9 protein-coding genes are annotated in these 20,331 nt (G+C 53.2%); 4 read left to right on the top strand and 5 right to left on the bottom strand.

Features of this window, described 5'->3' with window-relative positions; translation table 11 throughout:
- Positions 1–61 precede the first annotated feature (61 nt).
- Positions 62–1,465 carry a M24 family metallopeptidase gene (locus RHD99_RS00475; protein WP_309877109.1) on the top strand — a complete coding sequence of 468 codons (1,404 nt, stop codon included), beginning with the start codon at positions 62–64 and terminating at the stop codon, positions 1,463–1,465.
- On the opposite strand, the gene RHD99_RS00470 is transcribed toward RHD99_RS00475, so the two are convergent.
- A complete protein-coding gene (locus RHD99_RS00470; protein ID WP_374708467.1) occupies positions 1,452–2,687 on the bottom strand; it encodes an MFS transporter in 1,236 nt (411 codons plus the stop codon). The genes RHD99_RS00475 and RHD99_RS00470 overlap by 14 nt on opposite strands.
- A gap of 340 nt (positions 2,688–3,027) precedes the next feature.
- On the opposite strand from RHD99_RS00470, the gene symE reads away from it, so the two are divergent.
- Positions 3,028–3,390: an endoribonuclease SymE gene (symE, locus tag RHD99_RS00465; protein ID WP_309877108.1), complete on the top strand. Its 363-nt coding sequence runs from the start codon at positions 3,028–3,030 to the stop codon at positions 3,388–3,390.
- 195 nt (positions 3,391–3,585) lie between these two features.
- Here the strand turns inward: symE and RHD99_RS00460 are convergent, their stop codons facing one another.
- From RHD99_RS00460 to RHD99_RS00445, 4 genes are all read right to left on the bottom strand, one after another.
- Positions 3,586–4,170, bottom strand: a complete 585-nt coding sequence (locus tag RHD99_RS00460; RefSeq protein WP_309877107.1) for an Ail/Lom family outer membrane beta-barrel protein — start codon at positions 4,168–4,170, stop codon at positions 3,586–3,588.
- 586 nt (positions 4,171–4,756) lie between these two features.
- Entirely contained in the window at positions 4,757–14,590 is a 9,834-nt protein-coding gene (locus tag RHD99_RS00455) for a hemagglutinin repeat-containing protein (RefSeq protein ID WP_309877106.1), read from the bottom strand.
- A complete protein-coding gene (locus RHD99_RS00450) occupies positions 14,587–15,132 on the bottom strand; it encodes a toxin-activating lysine-acyltransferase (RefSeq protein WP_309877105.1) in 546 nt (181 codons plus the stop codon). The genes RHD99_RS00455 and RHD99_RS00450 overlap by 4 nt, the downstream gene beginning before the upstream one ends.
- Position 15,133: 1 nt before the next feature.
- Positions 15,134–16,774 (bottom strand): ShlB/FhaC/HecB family hemolysin secretion/activation protein, encoded by a 1,641-nt coding sequence (locus RHD99_RS00445; protein WP_374708466.1) that lies wholly within the window; start codon positions 16,772–16,774, stop codon positions 15,134–15,136.
- 641 nt (positions 16,775–17,415) lie between these two features.
- Here RHD99_RS00445 and RHD99_RS00440 point away from each other — a divergent pair.
- Together RHD99_RS00440 and RHD99_RS00435 are read left to right on the top strand one after the other, a co-directional pair.
- Positions 17,416–18,978 (top strand): PTS transporter subunit EIIC, encoded by a 1,563-nt coding sequence (locus tag RHD99_RS00440; RefSeq protein ID WP_309877103.1) that lies wholly within the window; start codon positions 17,416–17,418, stop codon positions 18,976–18,978.
- 2 nt (positions 18,979–18,980) lie between these two features.
- Entirely contained in the window at positions 18,981–20,330 is a 1,350-nt protein-coding gene (locus RHD99_RS00435) for a class-II fumarase/aspartase family protein (protein ID WP_309877102.1), read from the top strand.
- Position 20,331: the final 1 nt, after the last annotated feature.

Genomic DNA, 20,331 nt, shown 5'->3' with positions numbered 1-20,331 from the left:
ATATTTGCCTGGTGGTAAGTTAAGGTTCATTCCGGGAAAAATAAAAAGGAGTTACAGACCCATGCCGAAAACACATTCGCCGATTATGCTGACCCCCATCAAACAACCGGACATTTACCCGGGTATCCCAGGCGTTGTATTAAATGACCAGACAATTCAGGAACGCCTGTACAAAATTTTTCACGGTATGGTGCGGCACAACCTGGATGCGTTAATCGTCTACGCCGACAAAGAACATGGCGGGAATTTTGAATATCTGACGGGATTCATCCCGCGCTTTGAAGAAGGTTTGCTGGTGCTGCATAAAAGCGGCGAGGCGGTTCTGGTTCTCGGCAATGAAAATCTCAAACTCGCACAGCACTCCAGAGTTCCGGCAAAAGTGGTACACGCGCCGTGGTTTTCACTGCCCAACCAGCCGATGGACACCACGTTTTCACTGAGTGAAGTGTTGCAGCAAGCAGGGCTTCACCAGCAACAACGTGTCGGCATCGCAGGCTGGAAACTTTTCACCGGCACCCACAGTAACAACACACCGATGTTTGATATTCCCACCTTTATTTTCCAGGCGATTCAGACCGCTCTTTCGGCTTCTGCATGCGAGCTTCTTAACGCCACGAGTCTGTTTATTTCGCCGCGCGATGGTGCGCGTACTATTAATAACGCCAATGAAATCGCGCATTACGAATACGGTGCAAACCTGGCCTCGAGTGCGATGCTGACGGCACTGAATGCGGTTGAGTTGGGCAAATCGGAAAAAACCATTGCCGCGCTGCTGGCCGCCGAAGGTCAACCCAATAACGTTGTCACTATCGCCGCGACGGGGGATCGTTTTGAGAATGCCAATTTGTATCCCTCAGATAAACAGATCCAGAAAGGCGATAAATTTTCATTAACCGTCAGCTACAAGGGCGGTTTAACCAGCCGGGCTGCGTATGTCGTCAACCACGCCGATGAGCTACCGGCTGAGGTTCAGGACTATCTTGATGTGGTCGCCATTCCCTACTATCGCGCCGTTGTGAGCTGGCTTGAGCATATGCGCGTCGGTGTAAAGGGCCACGAAGTGTATGAACTGATTGAGCGTGTATTGCCAAAAGCCGAATACCACTGGCACCTGAACCCTGGCCATTTGGTCGCCGATGAAGAGTGGCTCTGTTCACCTGTTTATCCATCATCGGACATTCCTTTATCCAGCGGAATGCTGCTGCAAATCGACATCATCCCGTCGCGTAAGGGCTACGCGGGAGCGAGTATTGAAGATACCATTGCGCTTGCCGATGAGCCTCTGCGCCAGCAAATCGCCACGCAGTATCCAGAGCTTTGGCAGCGTATTCAAAACCGCCGGGCCTACATTCGGGATGTATTACATCTCCACCTTCACGACGATGTGTTGCCGTTATCCAACACGGTAGGATATTTACGGCCCTGGCTGCTCAACAAATCCTCGGCTTTGGTCAGGTCTCTTTGATGTGTACCGAATTGTCGAGCCGTCTGATGGCAGGCACAAAACTTGCGGCAACTGTCGCAATCACGACAACAACGGCTGAGACTAATAAGACGCGGGTGTTTCCGTAGTGCATCGCCAGCGGGCCTGCGGCAAGCTCGCCAACTGGAATAGCCACGAAAGACCCCAACGCATCATAGGCATACACGCGCGCGAGTTTTTCCGGCGGGATATGGGTTTGCAGAGATTGCGCCCATACCACGCCGAACAACCCAAAACCTACGCCTGCGATGAAAAACGCGACCATCAGAGCGGGCGTCGATGGAACGAGCGCCAAAACAGTAATCGGCCCTGCGCAAAACACCACCAGCATGGTGCCGATTAATAAATCGCGCCGGGGCCGCCAGCGAAGTGCAATAAACGAACCTGCGATAAGACCAACGCTTTGTGCAGCGATGGCCATTCCCCAGCCCGCTCGGCCAAATGTGGAATCCGCCACGACCGGGCCAAGCACCATCATCACACCGCTAAATGCCGCATTAACGAGGGTAAATTGCACGACGATTGCCCAGACCCAAGTGCGCGAAATGAACTCCGCCCAACCCTCTTTTAAATCCTGCAAAATATTAGATTTTGATTCCAGAGGTTGCGCAAAGCTTGTGCGAATCATCAGGTAAAGAGGTGCTGATGTGGCAAATCCTAAGGCATCCACAGCCAATCCCCAACCAGGCCCAGTCACGCTAGTGAGAACACCGCCTAGTGATGCACCAATCACCGTCCCGCCGTAAATGCCCAATTGAATGAAGGCATTGGCTTCCCGTAGGCAGTGAACGGGCACCGTTTGTGGAACCATAGCTTGCGAAGCGGGTAACGAGGTGCCCGCCGCCGCACCATTTATCGCGCCCAGCACCGCGAGCAGAATGATCGTGGCAGAGCCATCCAGCACTAAAAAAGCAACAATCGCCTGAGATATTGCCGCGATAACGGATGAATAGAGCAGAACTTTGCTTCGGGAATAGCGATCGGCAAGCACTCCGCCAATCAGCAAAAAAGCCACGTTGAAAATAGAACGCGCTGCAATAACGATGCCCAAATCGGCGGCGGTGCCACCCATGTCGAGCACAGCAAAAGCCAGAGCAATGGGTGCAATGCCATTTCCCAGCACCGTCAGCAGACGGGCAAAAAACAAATGACGAAACGGAGCGTAGTGAAATGCCCGCCGGGATGCCGAGGGCGCCACATCCATATTCACAAAGTTATCTCCGTATTCATTGTCATTGGTCGTCCAGTGTGGAGTGAGAGCAAGCAACACCTCATATTATTTTATTTATCACCGTGCCTTTGATACAGAATTTTAATATTTATAAGTAAAACTCACCGTGGATAAATTTAATAGTCCTATACATAAATCCTGAACAAATATATTTCATTGTGAGCATGAGTATTTTTATCTGGATTACTGTTAATGCATCCAGTATTGTTTATAAGGTTTCTATCTGTATAAGCAAAATAAAGAAATAACGCGGGATTGAAGTGCTCGAACACCTCAACCCCGCTCACCAAAACTAACTATCACGGAGTTAATCATGGCTGAGCAGGATTCTAAGTCAGAAGTTGTCACAACAGAAGCGCCTGAATTAAAAAACCGTCGTTATACGGTCGGTTACATTCGAGACTGGAAGACGCATTCCGCTTTTACATCCATTACGCTGAAAGGAAACTGGCTGGATGATGCGGGATTTAAAACCGGTACACCGCTTAAAGTACGCGTAATGCCCGGTTGTCTGGTACTCACCGCCGAAGACCCCTTACCGCCACCTCCGGCAGAACCGGAGATCATGCAGACACTGCGTCAAGTTTGTAAGCTTTCAGGGCGCAAACAAAAGCAGATCCTGGAGTTTATCGGGGTGATCACGGCTAAAAATACTCCGACCAGAAAGTGGAGTTGACGGACTGAGTGACAGATAAAAAGATCCCGGCAACGAGGCCGGGGTTTCTAAATTAAATTTTCGGTCACATTAAAATTAAAAATGTGATGGAGTTTAAGTTTAGATTTTTAAAGACCACAAATTGGCGTAACCAGAGATGAATTACTGATTAAATAGCAAAGGCGGCAAAGCAACACAGCCGCCTTTTGTTTAAAATCAGAACCGATAACCGACACCGATATTAAAGCCATTAACTGCATGATCATTAGCACCATCATCCAGTTTTGAACCTTCATAACCCACATCAATAACAAAGTTAGGCAGTGGGTTTATCTGTACGCCCGCCCCATAAACCAGAGAGGTGGAATCATGATTCCCACCATCGACATTCCCCATGTCGACTAAACCACGGGTGCCTTCATAATTTTTCCAGTTATAGTTGTAATCAACTTTATTATAACTGGCACCCAGCAAGGCATAGACGCTGACAATCTCGTTAAAACGCCAGGCCGGACCAGCAGCCAGTGAGTAATATTTTACGTTCGCATGAAGATCAATTTTATCGCGGTCAACGTAATAAGAACTGCTTTCAGAACCGGTCATAAAAGTAAATGAAGTGATAATGCTCAGCGGAGAATTCCACTCATAACGGTATTTTAAATTCATACCGTTAGTGGTACCAAAATCTTCAACATGAGCTTGAGCGTAGCCTGCGGTAATAGAACTCTCTGCCTGTACAGCAGCAGAGGCGCCCAGCGCAGACAGAAGAACAGCGGTTAAAACAGTGTATTTCATTGACATAAATTATCCTTAACTTAATTTTAAAATAACATTTACACTTTCTAGTAATGAAGAATACATTTGTAAAAAATTGCACTTACAGCATTATTTAATATATTTCATGTAGTACATGATCCACAAAACAATACCGCAGACAACACCGAAGAGAGAGCTAAATACCCCATAGTTGGCAAAATCTATTCCTTCAGAATTTTTCGTTGCCAACCATATAGCTTATGATATTCCAACGCCCAGTCCGATTGAACATTAGGAAATTAATGTAAGCATAAACTTTAGGTCATACTTCATTTTTACCCTCTCATTTTGTACTGAGCTATCAGTAGCCTCTAATGAAATACTCCCTCCCAAACCGCCAGTAATTTCAGGTTTTTACTGGCAAAGAGTCATCTACGGTATCTTATTATTAAAAACAGCCACAAACAAACACCCATAATACCACCAATACCCCCCCCAATTTTTATCGCATTAAGCCAACTGAGATCGGCTATGCTTTTATTAGTTAACACCCACTCAATAAATATAGGAGTAAATCCAACCCCAAACATACACAACGATGTTACATATAGGAATGAGAGTATTTTTCTTTTCATTTTTTAACTTCTTTATTTTTTAATATTTCACTATTGATGATGTAGCCACTCGATTCCAAACCAATCCCACCAAACATCCCCCCTGTAATACCGGGGACTGGGCTAATATCCACACCACTGAATATATATCCAGAACCTGTCGGAACATCTATATATTTCAGTGCATTGCTACTTGCAGCCATGCCAAATTGATCTTTGATTAACTTTGATTCCCATGGAGTAGTAATAGCAGAGCCTATGCCATATCCAATACCAGTCCCAGCAGCCGCTCCCATCATTGCTGCTTGTGAATCCTGACCAGTTAACTGACTGGTAAAATAAGCATTGCCGACATTAATCACTAAGTTTGAATTAAGTGACTTACCTGTGCCAGCAGCCCCAGTGATGCCTGAACTAAAGAAGCTTAGATAATCAAATTTATCCCCGGTGTTTCCATTTGCTATCTGAACGCCAGCATTGGCTCCATAACTGAGGGCTGCTCCAATTAATTTGCTTCCCACGGTTGCTGAGCTTGTGAATAACGATGCACCTCCTGCGGCAAGTCCCCAGACATTTTCAGGCTCTGCAATAAATGCCAGCCCTTTATCGCCCATTCCTGTGTTGCTGTTCAGGTAGTTCAGGTCATAGCTATTATTCTCAAGCACATACTTTTTGACATCATCATTGTCCATTGAGCCATACAACCAGTCTGGGCGCTGACTTGCTGCAATTCCACCTTCGATATCCCATTTCGTTTGGCCAGCCAGGGCTGTTAAAGGATCGTCTGAGGCTTGTTTTTGCATATCTCCTCTGTTCTCTTTGTTCAGCGCATCATATTTTTTAATGATATCTGAACAGTTACTGTCAGAGCTCCTGCATTTCGTCATTTCCTTATCAAATGCCTGCGCCTGGTCATAGCTCAAATAGTTATTCTCCACCGAGTTCTTCCCAGCCTGAGCGCCTGCAACTGCATCGGAAGTGCTGTCGCCAGCCAGGCCGCCTGCAAGCCCCGCCGCCAGTGTGCCCAACGCAGACAAGGTTTGCTTCTGCTCTTCGGTCAGATCACTCGGATCGACACCCGGATACATCTCGCCAGCAATATAGCGCGCCATCAGTTCACCACTGACCGCACCCGAGGCACCTGCCAGCGCACTGTTGCCGCTGGCTTCTGCGGCAATGGCGCCCCAGATGGCGTGAGCCATCGCATTCGCTTCCATGTTCACAGTGCCATCGGCATTCATAGTCTGGTCGTGAATGAGATCGGCAATATACGGATTCATGCCCCCTGCAAGAGCCTTGCCAATATCACCGCCTAACAGTCCCTGAACCACGGCTGTTGCTGCCTGGAGTCCCTGCTGAATACTGCCGCCCGTGCCATACGGAGCCATGGCTGTAATGCCAACTTGCTGGTTAATCTGCTCATCTGTTGGGTTCAGGATACCTTTTCCGGCCAGCACTTCTTTGGCATCTTGTCGCGCTTTCGGATCTTTCAGCGCCTCCTGCTTCGCGATTTCACCCTGCGTCCGCACGATATCTGCCGCCTGGCTGCCTATCTCCCCTATCGCCTGGATTTCCTGCAACCGGCGCTGCTCTTTTTCCTTGTCGAATATCGTGTCCAGTCCCGGATTGGCGTTCGCCACATCACGGCTCAGGTCGTCGACATTCTGTGTCTGTTTGTCTTTATCGCGGATGGTGATGGTTCCACCGCTTATCGCCGACGAGGTGGTCGAGTCTGCGCTGCCTTCGCTGTTGGCACCGACTAACAGGCCGTTTGCCATGTTGCCCGCAAACTGACTGCCGATGCTGCCACCGCTGCTGATGCCTACGCTCTGGTGCTCCACCTCAAATTCTGCGTGGTTGTCGATATTGCTGAAGCCTAATGTTCCGGTGTCGAGCAGGTTTTTATCCGACGTTGCTGTGGAGCTGATCACCGCACCGTTAAGCTGGGTGTGTTCGCCCACCGTGATATCGAAGCCGCCGTTACCGGCGAAGATACCCGTCTGCTCCTGCACTGCCTCGTAGTTGCTGTGCATTTTGTCCTGGCTCAGACTCACTGACCCGGACCCGCCGCCCATGCTCACACTGCCGCCCGCGCTGGCGTTCTGCTGCTTCGAGTCGTACTGGTCAGAGTCCTTTTCACTGGTCAGCGTCAGGTTACGGCCCACGTCCATCGTCACTTTATCGCCGCTGATTTGTGCCCCCGTCAGCGTGGTGTCGCGTCCGCTGATAACGGTCAGGTGGTTACCGGCATCAATCGTGGTTTCCGTATGCGTGGTGCCGTTGCCGGTTTCACTACCTTTACCCTTGTTGACGCTGGCGTTCACCGAGATACCGTTGCTGCCGCCGCCAAAGTTAATCCCCACACCTACCGAGCCACCGTGGCTCTCGTTTTTACCGTCGAGCTGATGGGTGTTTTCGGCTGAAATCAGGTTCACATCGCGTGCCGCATCAAGCGTGATGTCGTTTCCGGCGCGTATCTGGCTGCCGGTGACGTTGATATCGCTGTCCGTCGCTTTAATGCTGAGGTTGTTCCCCGCCTGGATCGTGCTGCCCTGACTGTCGTGGTTGGTCTGCGTTTGTTCAGATTTCGACGACTGGCTGCCGTAAGAGAGGTTGACGCCAATCATGGCAGCAGGATCACCGCCCTGGGCCTGGTTCAGCTCCGCGCCCTGATATGCCTGCACACCGCTGAGCACCGACTTCATGCCGTCGAGTGCCGCCATGCGTCCGTTGCTGTCTTTTTCCTGGTTGGCGGTGTTCGCGCTGGTCACCGCTTGGTTAATCGCGCTGCCCACCGTGCCGGAGAGCGCCAGTGTCAGCCCGCTGCTGCTCTGCTCGACGGTATGTTTTGAGCTGGTTTCATTGTCTGCCGCCAGGATATCCACCTGTTTACCCTGCAGGGCAATGTTGTTCCCTGCCAGCACGTCCGAGCCTTTGATGGTCAGGCCGTTGCCCGCCACCATATTCACATCACCGTTAATGCTGCCCACCGTACTGCCTGCGCTGGTCAGTGATGTCCCGGTGTCGGTGGTTTTCAGGTCATTGGTGCCATAGCTGATACCGATACCGCCAGTGCCGCTTAAGCCCGATTTTTTCTCCTGATGCTGATGCATCTCGTCGTGCTGTTCCGTCGCCGTGGTGACGGTGAGGTTATTCCCGGCAATCAGGTTCACATCCTGGCTGCCCGCCACCTGGCTTCCCTGAATAAACAGGTCGTGACCCGCCGAAAGCGTCACGCCGTCGCCGTCAAGCTGGCTGCCCACCGCCAGTTGGTTGCTTTCGCTGTTGTGGTCAACCGTGGTGGTTTTCGAGGTCATACTGCTACTGCCCGTCTGCTTCGTATACTGCTCGAAGCTGTCGGACGCCGTGCCGTTGACGATATTCAGGTCGTTGCCCGCCTGAATGGTCAGTTGCTGGTTCGCCGAGACGTTGCCCGCGGTGATATTCACATCATTGCCCGCGCCCATCGAGACGTTACCGCCGCCCTGAATGACCGTACCGGTATCCCCGCTCTGTGAGCGCTTCAGCCAGTCGTCGCTGCCCCAGCTCAGGTTGTCATTGCTGCCGGTTTGCACCGTGTTCAGGTTCAGGTTGTTACCCGCGATAATCGTGGTCTGACTGTCTGCGCCACCGTTGCTGACCTGCGCCGCCGTCAGGTTCACATCGCGCCCGGCCTGAACGCCCAGGAAGCCGCCGTCGTTGGTTACCGACAGGCTGCCGATGCGGTCAATGCTGGTGCGGCCAAAGTTACCGTCGGTGCTGACGGCACTGCGTGTGGTGGTGGTGACGTTGATGTCGCGCCCAGCGATCGCCAGCAGGCTGTCGCCCCCTTTAATGGTGCCGCCGATATTGTTGATGTCGGTACGCGCCTGCAGCGCCACATCGTTGCCGCTGATGATGCCGCCGAGGTTGTTGATGTTGTTCGCCAGTATCTGCGTGCTGTCTTTGCTGTTGATACGCCCGCTGTTAGTCAGGTCGCCACTCAGGTTAAGGTTGACGTTGCGCCCGGCAAGCAGCGCGCCGCTGCCGTCAAGGTCGCCCACTTTCACCTTCGCATACACCTGCGGCACCAGTACCTGCTGGGTGCTGCCGTCCGGTAACTGCACGGTCTGGCTTACCATCCAGACGATATCGGATGTCAGTGCACTCATCTGCTCCGGCGTCAGCGCCACGCCCGGTTTCAGGCCCCATTTCTGGCCAAAGGCGATGCCGTTATTCATCAGCATTTTGTACTGCTCTTCGTCACTTTGCGTGTCGCCGATGTAACGCTGTCCGGTCAGTGCCACCACCTGTTCGCGGATCAGGCGCTGCTCGTAGAAGCCATCGCCAAGACGCTTCTGGATATTGTTCGGGTCAGTGATAAACGCCTGCATCATGTAATCGGAGCTGAGCCACTGCTTCTGGTTGGTGAAGCGCGGGTCGGTTTCAACTAAGTAAGGGCTGTTACTCTCGGGATGCGATTTGAACAGGCTGTTGTCCGGGATACGGGTGTTCGGCCCGACCATGCGCACCACCTGGCTGTCGCCCGGCAGGTTCACTTCGAAGGTTTTGCCAGGCGACAGGCTCATGGACGGGCCGCCGTTGATGCCGGGAATGGTCACCGAGCCGACCGGCCCTGTAGCCATCGCGCCCGCGCCGTTTGGCCCGGCAATGTCGCCGATACTGAGGCTGCCGCCGCCCTGAATCGTGCCGCTGACGGAGGTATCCTGGCGCGCATCTACCGTCAGGCCACTGCCGTCGACCTGGCTGTGGTCTGCCACCGTGCTGGCGTTGAGGCTGATCTCCTGAATGATGGCCGGTGGCGTGTAGTCTGAGGTTTTCACGCTCGGGGAGTCACCGCCTTTGCTTTGCTTACGTTTGTAGCGCGTGGCGGTGCCGTCATCGGTGATGGTGCGCTCGCCTGCCACTTCCACGTTATTCAGGTTCGTGGCGTTGATGTTGAGGTTGCCGCCCGCGACGATCTGGCTCTTGTCGTTAAGCACATCCCCGGCATTAATCGTCAGCGAACCGCCCGCAATAATCTGGCCCGGGTCACTTTCCAGTACGCGGTCTTCGGTGATGGTGCGGGTGTAGTCGTAGTGGGTGAACTTGTCGCCGGCGGTGTTGTGACAGAGAACTCCTTCGATACAGATTATCCAGGTCTCATCCTTGTAGATGCTGATGTCGTAGTCGTTATCGTTATAAAGCTGACTGCCGAGACGGTCGACGTTGTACTCGGAAATATGCTCCTGTGACACCACCACATTTTCGGTGGTGAAGTGGTCATTGACGTTGTTGAGCGTGGCAACGTTCAACGTCATATTGCCTGCGGATTCAATGGTCGCACTGTGGTTATTCACGGTGACGGCCTGCCCGGTAGCCAGCCAGTTCTCATCAAGATGACCACCGAGGTACATATTCCCGTCGCTGTAAATCAGGGCGTGGTCGCGGTTATTGAGTATGCCGACGCCAAGATCCAGTTGCTGACGGGCAGCAATGGTCGCCGCCATACCGCCTTCAGCGTTGTTGTTGAGCGTGCGGGCGTCAATCGACAGCCAGTCGCCGTAGATACGTCCGGTGCCAATGTTGTTCAGCGTCTGCGCGCTGAGATGGGTGTTGTAACCGTCCAGAAGGCCACGGTTAGTGAGCATACCGCTGACGTTGACATCCAGCGTGCCCGCGCTCAGCTCCCCGTCCACGGTGTTGTTGAGTGACGCGGCGTTAAACGTGAAAGACTCACCCGCCTGCATCAGGTTTTGGTTGGTGACGCTACCGGTGGTGGTGAAGTCCAGATTGCCGTTAGCCTGAATCGTTCCCACGTTGGTGAAATCGCTGGCAAGCCCGATGTGCATATCGCCCAGAGAAAGCAGTTTGCCATCCCCCGTCAGGCTGGTGCTGTCGAGAGTCAGGCCATTGCCCGCTTCAATATCGCCCTGGCGGTTAATCACCTCTCCGGCACGGATTTTCGCCAGGTCCATCGCCGTGATCAGGCCGTTGCTGTTATTAAGCAGCCCGGTGAGATTAAGGCCGACCGTGTTATTTGCCAGCACATCACCGTTCAGGTTATTGAGCGTGTCGGCGGTCACCAGAATATCGCCGCCCTGAATACCCAGCGACTGGTGGTCGCTGTGGGTGTCCTGGTTTATTACCTGCGCGGCATTCATCAGCACCTGCTGTGCGCTCTGAATCAGCCCCGCCGTGTTGTCGATAATCGCATTCGTGGCGTTGAGCGCCATATCGCCCAGCGCCTGGAGGGCGCCGTGCTGGTTGTTTATACCGGTGGTGTTTAGCGTCAGGTCATCTTTTCCGGCGATTTGCCCGTTGCGGTTATCAAGATTGCCGCTGGTGAGGGTGAGATCTCCGCCGCTGGTCAGCAGCCCCTGCTGGTTGTTCACCTCACCAGTTTCCAGGGCCAGGCGGTTCTGTGCGCTGATTAAGCCGTCGAGGTTGTTCAGGTTATTGTCGTGCGTGTTCCAGTTTAAATCCGCGCCCGACTGGATAGCGCCGCCGTGGTTACTGAGTGCGCCAGTCGAGGCAGTTAGCCCCTGCAAAGCCACCAGCAAACCCGCGTCGTTGTTCACCTCTGCGGTGTTCAGCGCAAGTTGCTGATTGCTGATAATCGCGCCGAGCCCGTTATTCAGCGCACCGCTGTTAAGCGTCATGTTGCCCTGGCTGGTGATACCGCCAGACTCGCCGCTATTCGTGTTGCTCAGCAACGCACCGTGGGTATCAAGCAGCAAGTCACCGCCGCTTTGCACCGCGCCGCCGTTATCGTTCAGCAACGTGCTACCGCTGTAAGTCAGCGACCCCACGCCTGCCAGCAGACCGGCGGTGTTGTCCCAGCTTCCGGTGGCAAGCCGCGCATTGCCCGCGCTGTAAACCACACCGGACTGGTTGTTCACATTACCGGAGGTAATCTGTAAATCATTGCCGCTTGAGATCGTGCCATTTTCGGTATTGCTGAGTGCTGCGCCATGGGTGTCGAGCGCCAGATTGCCGCCGCTCTGTATCAGACCGCCGTTGTCATTCCATAACGCACTGCCGCTGTAATTGAGCGAACCGACGCCCGCCAGTTGCCCTGCGGTATTGTTCCAGCTCCCAGTGGTGAGCGAGGCATTTGAGCCGCTGTACACCGTGCCAGACTGGTTGTTCACATTACCTGCCGTGAGCCGTAAATCGCTCTGGCTGACAATATTGCCCTCCAGGGTGTTGCTCAGTTGTGCGCCATGGGTGTCCAGGTCCAGTGCGCCACCGCTCTGGATCAGACCGCCGTTATCGTTAAGGAGTTCGCCACCGCTGAAGTTCAGCCCGCTGACACCCACCATCTGCCCGGCGATATTGTTCCAACGCCCCGTGGTGAGCTGAACATGGTTGGCGCTGTATACCGTGCCGGACTGGTTATTCACCTCACCTGCTGAGATCTGCACATCACCGCCACCGATAATGCCACCTGACGCGCCACTGTTGGTGTTGCTGAGCGCGGCCCCATGAGTATCCAGCGCCAGATTGCCGCCGCTTTGTATCACGCCGCCGTTATCGTTGAGCAGCGTCTGGCCGCCCCAGGTGAGAGCATTCACCGAGGCCATCTGCCCTGCGGTGTTGTTCCAGCTTCCGGTGGAAAGCCAGGCGTTGCCGCCGCTGTAGACCGTGCCGTGCTGGTTTTGGACATTGCCGCTGTTAAGCCATAAATCGCCCAGACTGACAATGCCGCCCTGGTCGCCGCTGTTCTGGTTAATCAGCGTGCCGCCGTGGGTATCGAGCGTGAAGGTGCTGCCGCTTTGCATTAACCCGGCGCTGTTATCCAGCCCGCGGCTACTGACATTGAGAGCACCACTGGAGGCGATTAATCCGCTGCGGTTATCGACGTTTCCGGTGCTGGTGAGCGCGAGCGAATTGCCCGCGGAAAGCAATTGCCCCTGCTGGTTGTTCACATTGCCTGCCGTGAGAGTGAAATCTCCGCTCGAGGCCATATTGCCCAGGCTGTTATCCAGCCCGCCGCTGACGTTGACCGCCATGTTGCCGCTGCCCGTTTGCGTCATATTCCCTGCGCGGTGCGACAGGCTGTCGGCGGTGACTGTAACGCTGTCTGCCTGGGTGATTGCACTGTTCAGCACCAGATTTTTACCCTGCAAATCCAGTGCACCATTGGAAGCGAGCGTGCCGCCAGTGGCATCCATCTGCGCGGCATTCAGGGTTAATTTTCCGCGTCCTGCATGGATAATCGTGCCCTGCTGGTTGGTCAGTTTTGCGGTGCTGAGCGTGAGGTTGTTACCGTTGCTGGCAATCGTGCCACCGTTGTTATTGATAGCGGTGTTCTGGGTAAGCGAAAGATCCTGTTCACCGAGTTGATTAATGACGCCACTCTGGTTAGAGAGCGTGCTGCCACCCAGAAGCAAGCGGTCAGCTTCCAGCTTGCCACCGTCGTTGTTCAACAGACCGTTGGTCTTCAGCGTGAGGGTTTGCGCCGCCGCGATATTGCCCTGTGCGGTGCTGAGATTGCCGCTTGTCGCGGTCGCGTTAATGTCACGCGCCCAGGTCTGGCTCTGACTGAAATCGACATCAGCGCCTTGCGCATTGAGGGTCGTTGCGGCGAGGTTCTGCCCGTGAGCACTCAGTTGGCCGGTGGTGGAGAGCGTCAGGTTGCCGCTGCTGCCCAGTTTGCCGTCGCTGTTCAAACCGGCGGCTAACACGCCTGAAGTGGTGCTATTGAGGCTGCCCGCGGAAATGTTTGTCTCGTGCGCGGCGGCAATCGTGCCGCTATTAGTGATGTCTGCCGGAGTGCGTAGCGTGGTGTTACCGGCAGCGTACTGCGTACCGCTGTTCTGAATGCCACCGGACGCGCTGACCGCTAAATCCTGAGCACTGCTCATCGCACCGCTGTTTTCGATGCGCCCGTCCGCGGTGATCGTCACGCTGCCAGCAGAAGCACCAATCGTGCCCGCATTGCGGACGCCAACACCGCTTTCAGTGCCAATAAGACGGATTTTTCCCGCATACATGCCACCCAGTTGTGACACATCTACCGCCAGTTGTGGGCGAGTGCTGGCATCCGACGCGGTCTTGCTGATGTTCTCATGGACAGCGTCCACCACATTGCTGCCAGTAGTGACCTTCAGGTCGTTCGCCCAGATCCCGGCGTTCACTTTCACCGCACGGGCAATGATATCGGTGCTGTCCTGGGAGGTGCTGTCCATGCCGCGCCCCTGGATAACAATTTCCCCCTGCCGCACGTCGTAGCCGGTGATTTGACCGTTGCTGAGCTGCGGATTTCCCGTGGTCAGCGTGGTGCGGTTGGCATTGATAAAACCACAGCCATCGCAACTGATACCCGCCGGGTTGGCGATAATGATTTGTGCCTTTTTACCCGCGACTTCCAGCACCCCGTTAAGCTGGCTGGGATTGCGCGAGTTCACCTCGTTAAGGATGATTTTTGCTTCGCTTTTTGCCAGCCACGGGTTGCCGTTAACCATGCCGCCCAGTTGCGTTTGTGTGGCATTGTGCGAGTTATTGAGGATCGCGCCCTGGCCATCGACATCAAACTGGCTGTATTTGTTATGGGAAACGCCGTTGCCGTTGGGTGACTGAATATTTACCTGTGGCGTGCCGTTGGCGCTGTTAATAATCGTCGGCTGCTGATTTCCAGGTGCGGCGCCGTCTGCAACGATCCCCGCCTGCACGGAAACACTCACGCAGCCCAGTGCCAGTAACAGGCTGAAGTTAAGGCGGGACAGAGAGCTGACACGCTGTGAAAGCGTATGCCCGACACCGGAGGACGGGCCGGACGAGGCGCGCCCTGATGCTGCAATATCAGCCACCACCATCAACATGCCACGTGCTTTGTTAAAGACAATGCGATAAAGGTTCTTGTTCATGGTAGCGTCCTTGCCGGGAATTCTTTTATTGAAACAGTCACAGGGTGTGCGGTGCGCCAGTCTTCAGCCTGTTGCTGGCTGACTTTCGCGCCGCGAAAATTTTTGACGCATTTGCCGTGCGTCACGCCACGGTGCCAGAGCGCGCGCATGCAGTGCTCCGGAAACAGGTACTCCGTCACCAGGCGTTTCATGGCGGAGGTATGCCCGAAAGGGGCGACCCAGTCGCGCAGCCACAGACGCGGTCCGCTGAACCAGTCACGTTCCTGCGTCATAATGCCAGGCGCTTCCAGATAACGCCGCTCGGCGTCTTCGTCCATCCACATCCAGCTCAGGAAAAACACCGGTTTGCCGTTTTCGCAGGCCAGCAGGTATTGCTGCTTTTCGATAATCGGCAGCAGTACGGCGGGCAGTGTTTCCAGTGCCAGTTCGCGATGGAATTCCGAATGCATCCACAGCCAGACCGCGGCACCCAGTACTTCAGCTGAGCTGGCTTCCCCACCGAGCACACCCGGTGCAATCACATCAAATCCGTTAATGCCCATCTCAGTACTGCCAGTTCAGGTTGAAGCCGAGCGTGACCGGATCGGTCGTAAAACCGTCGGGTTTAGAAAGCGGGATCCCCACAAACGTGTCGTAACTGGCACCCCACAGACCGCCGCGCAGACCCACCGCGCCGCCCGCCAGATGGTTACCGAGGTTGTACTCGCTGCCGTGGCCGCCGATTTCACCGTAGTCGACGCCGAGATAAAGCTGGTGATTCGGCACCGGAGTTTGCCAGGCGAGTTCATTGCGCACCGTCCAGCCGCGGTCGGCGCTCAGCGTGCGTTCGCCATCGAAACCGCGTACCGTCCAGCGCCCGCCAATAGAGAACTGATCCTGCGGCGTAAGTGGGGTGTTGCTCATCTGGCGCAGGTACTGCACGTTGTAACGGAAGTTCTGCGCGGCCAGCACAAAAGGCGCATCAAGCTGGGCATTAAGTTGGATGATTTTGCTCAGTGCCGTCGCCTCACCGTAATACTCTTCGGAGGCAGGAATGGCGCCAAACCAGCGCGTGCCGCGTTGGTAGCTGATACCGGCATCAAGTGTGGCGGCATCAATATAATGACGATGTTGTAAACCGATTTTCCAGGCGGCAGTCTGACGACGCTGTACGTCAACTTCGGTGCCGTTGACGAAGTTTTTTGAATCGCGGGCAATCACATCATAAGTGAATGAGGTCTTCTGGCTGGCGTTGCGGTGCAGCACACGGCTTAACTGCCAGTCGATATTATTGCTTTCACCGCTGTAGCGAATATCACCATTTAAACCGGCCACCGTCTGATAATAACTGTTGTTACTGGCCGTCAGGCTGGTTGCCCAATAGCCAAATGGCAGGGAGTACTGACCGGTGTAGTTGTGGGTACCTTTGCCTTCCGGCGCATGCAGTGAGCTGCCAGCGGAAAGATAAAGTGTGTCGCTCAGGCTCAGCAGGTTATCGCCGTAAACGGTCACCCCGCCCTGATAGCGCCCGGTGCTGCGCGAGCCGGAGTCATCAAGCGATGCCCCCACACGCCACATTTTGCTTTGCTGCCAGCTCAGGGCGATATCACTTTCGCCCGGTTTTTCACCCGGCACGATTTCCATGCTGGCTTGTACCGTCGGCACGCGCTGTAAGTTTTCCAGCCCCTGTTCTATATCGCGCAAATCCAGCAAGTTGCCTCCATGCGCCGGGAATGCGGTGAAACGAGTGACGTAATGGCCGCTTTGCGGGGTGAGCGCCACATGGCGAATGTTGCCCGGCACGAGGGCGAGCATGAGAGAGCCTCTCGTTAAATCCTGCTGGGGAGCCACCACACGGGAGGTGACATATCCGCTGTCGATCAGGCGATTTTGCAGGGCGCTCATCAGCAGGTTTATGCCGCCGGAACCTAAGCACTGCCCATTGGCCTGGTTGGCGATCTTTTGCAACGGTAACCAGTGCGGAAGTGAACGGCGGTTTTGCAGTTCAACGGTATTAATTGGGAAACACGGGGTTTCTTTCGGAAACTGTAACCTGCCAGAAGACGACGACGGCGCAGAAAGCCGCACATCAGGAGTTTCCGGGGCTAAAGCGGCTTCACGCGCACGCTGGTTTTCCTGCTGACGTATTAATTCCTGGTCTCCCGGGGCGGAATAACCGCTTGCTGATAGCAATAAACATCCCAACGCAAAGAATAACGTTGTAAAAGAAATACGCACATTAACTTCCTGTTAAATAATTAATCAGCGAGAGTGATTTTTAAAACGACTTACAGCAAAAATTAAAATAACCCGTGAACTTGTTTCTAAATATTACCACAGTGTTTCAGATAATATATGAATGCAAACTCCTAAAAATGAGCAGACGTGATTGACAGCAAAAAAATCATGGAGTCAGTTTTAAAAAAATAACCTTTACGGTTTTTATATATTAAAAATTAAATAAATTCATATAGTTACCAAACAAAATCAAATGATATAAATCAAAAACATCAAGGAGTTAGATTTGTAATAACAGTCGTTAAATATGTTTTATATTCACAAGATGAATATAAAGTCCGGGATATATTTAGTAAAATATAACACGATGACTATCAACGTTTTTCCACGAATACTTTTCATCGTCAGCGTCCCGTCATCATTTTGAACCTGGCGTATATTCCGTAGCATATGGCCGGTGGTATAGGGACTGGAGTGGGCACCGAGGAATTTCTGCTCTACCGATGTTAGGGGCAAATCTTGCGCCTGAATCAGCCCAGTTTTTGGCCTTGCTCGCTCATGCCGATAACGTGTCTTATGTATCGAAGACAACACTTCAGGATGAGTCTATGAACGCTAATTTTAAGAATGAAATACAAACGTTCGGACGGTCGTTGCTATTACCTATTGCTGTGCTGGCACCTGTCGGCATGGTTATGGGCATTTGTAGCGCGCTGGGCCAGAACTATATGATTGAAAAGTTACCTTTTTTAGGTAACGCCATTTTTAAAGACTTGCTCTCATCGCTTGGTTTAATCAGCAGCGTGGTATTCCAAAATATCCCTCTGCTTTTTGCGATGGGTGTCGCTTATGGCATGTCGAAAAAAGAAAAAGGCATCGCCGTTTTTGCCTCCGTTGTGGCCTACCTCACGCTGTTGATTTCAATGCACGTGCACTTAAAACTGGCAGGCCAGCTTGCGAAAGGGGATTTATCGCTGGTTGGGCAAGGCATGGTGCTGGGGATCCAGACGTTGAAGATCGAGGCTCTTGGCGGCATCATCGCCGGTCTACTGGCGGCAAAAGTGACGGATAAATATTACCGTTTACAGTTACCGCTGGCCTTTGCCTTTTTCAGCGGTAAAAAATCCGTCGCCATTTTATCCATTGCTTTTACCATCCCTGTCGGCCTGGCCATTCCCTTCATCTGGGATCTGTTTACCGCCGGAATGAACAGCCTTTCGACGGTCATGATGGCGCCTGATATTGGTGCCGGGATCTATATGACGCTCAATCGTCTGTTAATCCCCTTCGGTTTACACCATGTTTTAAGCTCTACCGTTCGCTTTACCGCAGCCGGTGGGACCTACTTAATTGATGGGCAAACTTATGTCGGTATCTTGCCGGCAATGAATAAAATTCTGTTTGAGTTAGGACCAAACCATCCAGCGTGGAAAGAATATATGCCAACGCTGACCAGCTATCTTGCGTCTTCGCAAATGCTGACAACCTTGTTCCGTGTTCCAGCTATCGGCCTGGCGATGTACCACATGGCCTACATGAAGAACAGAAAGTTCGCCAAAGGCATGATCCTGACGGTGGTATTAACTGCGGTGCTCGGGAATGTCACCGAACCACTGGAATTCTCCTTCCTGTTTATTGCGCCGAAGCTGTTTATTGTTTACGCCGTGTTGTGTGGTCTGCTGACTATCCCACTACAGATGCTTGATGTTTCCGTGGGCTATATTCGTGGCACTATTTTTGACTTTGGCATCTTTGGTCTGATGTATGAACACACTCAGTGGCTCAACCTCATTCTGTTGGGCATCGTTAACTTTGTGGTGTTCTACTTTGTCTTCCGTTTCGCCATTCGCAAGTTCGACATTAAAACGCCGGGCCGCGAAAGTGATATGGGCGACAGCACCCTCTTGAACAATAAAGAGTACGACAAAGTCGCCGCTCTGGTCGTGGAAGGTCTTGGTGGCAAAAGCAATATTAAACGCGTCGAGAACTGCGTATCACGCTTGCGTATCGATCTTGCCGACCAAAAGAAACTGGATATGACCATTCTGAAAGAAGCGGGAGCGCTGGGAACCTTTATTCCGTCCAGTAACCATATTCATGTTGTTTTTGGCCCTCATGTTGAGTTCGTCCGCAACGCGGTGGACGATGCCATGGCCAAACAGGAGAAATAACCATGCGCGCACTTTATGATTCAAAAAGTAAAACCATTGATGACAAAGGAATGAAAGCCTTGTTTACCCACGAAGCCCGGGTTCAGTCCTGGCTTGATGTGGAGGCTGCGCTGGCGACGGCACAGGCTAAGGTCGGCATTATTCCTGCTTCAGCGGCAAAAAATATCGCCGAAAACTGTCAGCTTGATCGTATTGACCTGGCAGAAGTCGAGCGCCTGCTGCGGGAAATCGGGCACGGATTTGTGCCGGTGATTAAAGTGCTGGTCAAAGCGTGCGATGAAGAAAGCGGCAAATATGTGCACTACGGGGTGACGACGCAAAACATCCAACAAACCGCGCATCTCCTGTTGGTGAAGCAGTTCCACCAGCAGCTGATGAGTTTTGTGGATGCCACGCTTGAGAACCTGGCTAGACTTGCCCTGCAACACAAAGACACCCTGATGGCGGGACGCACTCACGGAAAACATGCCCTGCCAATTACCTACGGTTATAAGGTGTCGGTATGGATTTACGAGCTGCTGGGTGCCGTTGAACGGATGCAGGAAGCGGAAAAACGCGTCTTTACCGTGATGATGGGAGGTGCAGTGGGTGCCTTCCACGCCACCGGAGAACCGGGGCGGCAGGTGCAGGATCTGGTCGCAGAAGCACTGGATATGCACCCAATGCGCGTGCCTTCCCGCAATGCACGAGTCTATCGCGCCGAATACATCAGCAATTTGTGCCTGCTTGCCACCACCTTCCACAAAATTGCCGAAGAGGTTTATCAGACATCCAGCGAGGAGTTTGGTGAAGTGTCAGAGGCCTTTGCCAAAGGCACTGTCGGCAGCAGCACGATGCCGCAAAAAGTGAACCCGAAACTGGCGAAGGGAATTATAGCGAACGCCCAGCGACTGTATGCCGTGATGACATCGTCATTGTACGTCTGTCCGCGTCCGTTTGAGGCCGACAGTTCTGCCTATTTCATCTTCGATGCCAACCTACAAGAAAGCATTGAATTGATGGCAGAAATCGTTCTTCGCGCTGAAGAGCTGACCCGCACACTGATCGTCGATAAATCGCGTATGCAGCAAAACGTGATGCTGACGCACGGTCTGATCAACAGCGAAAAAATCATGATGAGCCTGGTTGAACGGCTAGGGAAAGATCCGGCGCATGAACTGGTCTACACCATGGCGATGCGCAGTACTCATGAAGGGTTGGATTACGGCAGTGTGCTGCGCAACGAGCCGGTGATTCGCGATAACTTCACTGATGACGAAATCCGTGAGTTGCTTGATCCGGCTGCCTATACCGGCCTTTGCGCGGTGTTGGCAGAGGAACTGGCTCACACCGTTTTTGCCAGAAAGGAGTGAT

Source organism: Buttiauxella selenatireducens, assembly GCF_031432975.1.
Taxonomy (GTDB): Bacteria; Pseudomonadota; Gammaproteobacteria; order Enterobacterales; family Enterobacteriaceae; genus Buttiauxella; species Buttiauxella selenatireducens.
Note: the sequence above shows the minus strand (reverse complement) of the source record. Positions and strands in the feature narration are given on the sequence as shown.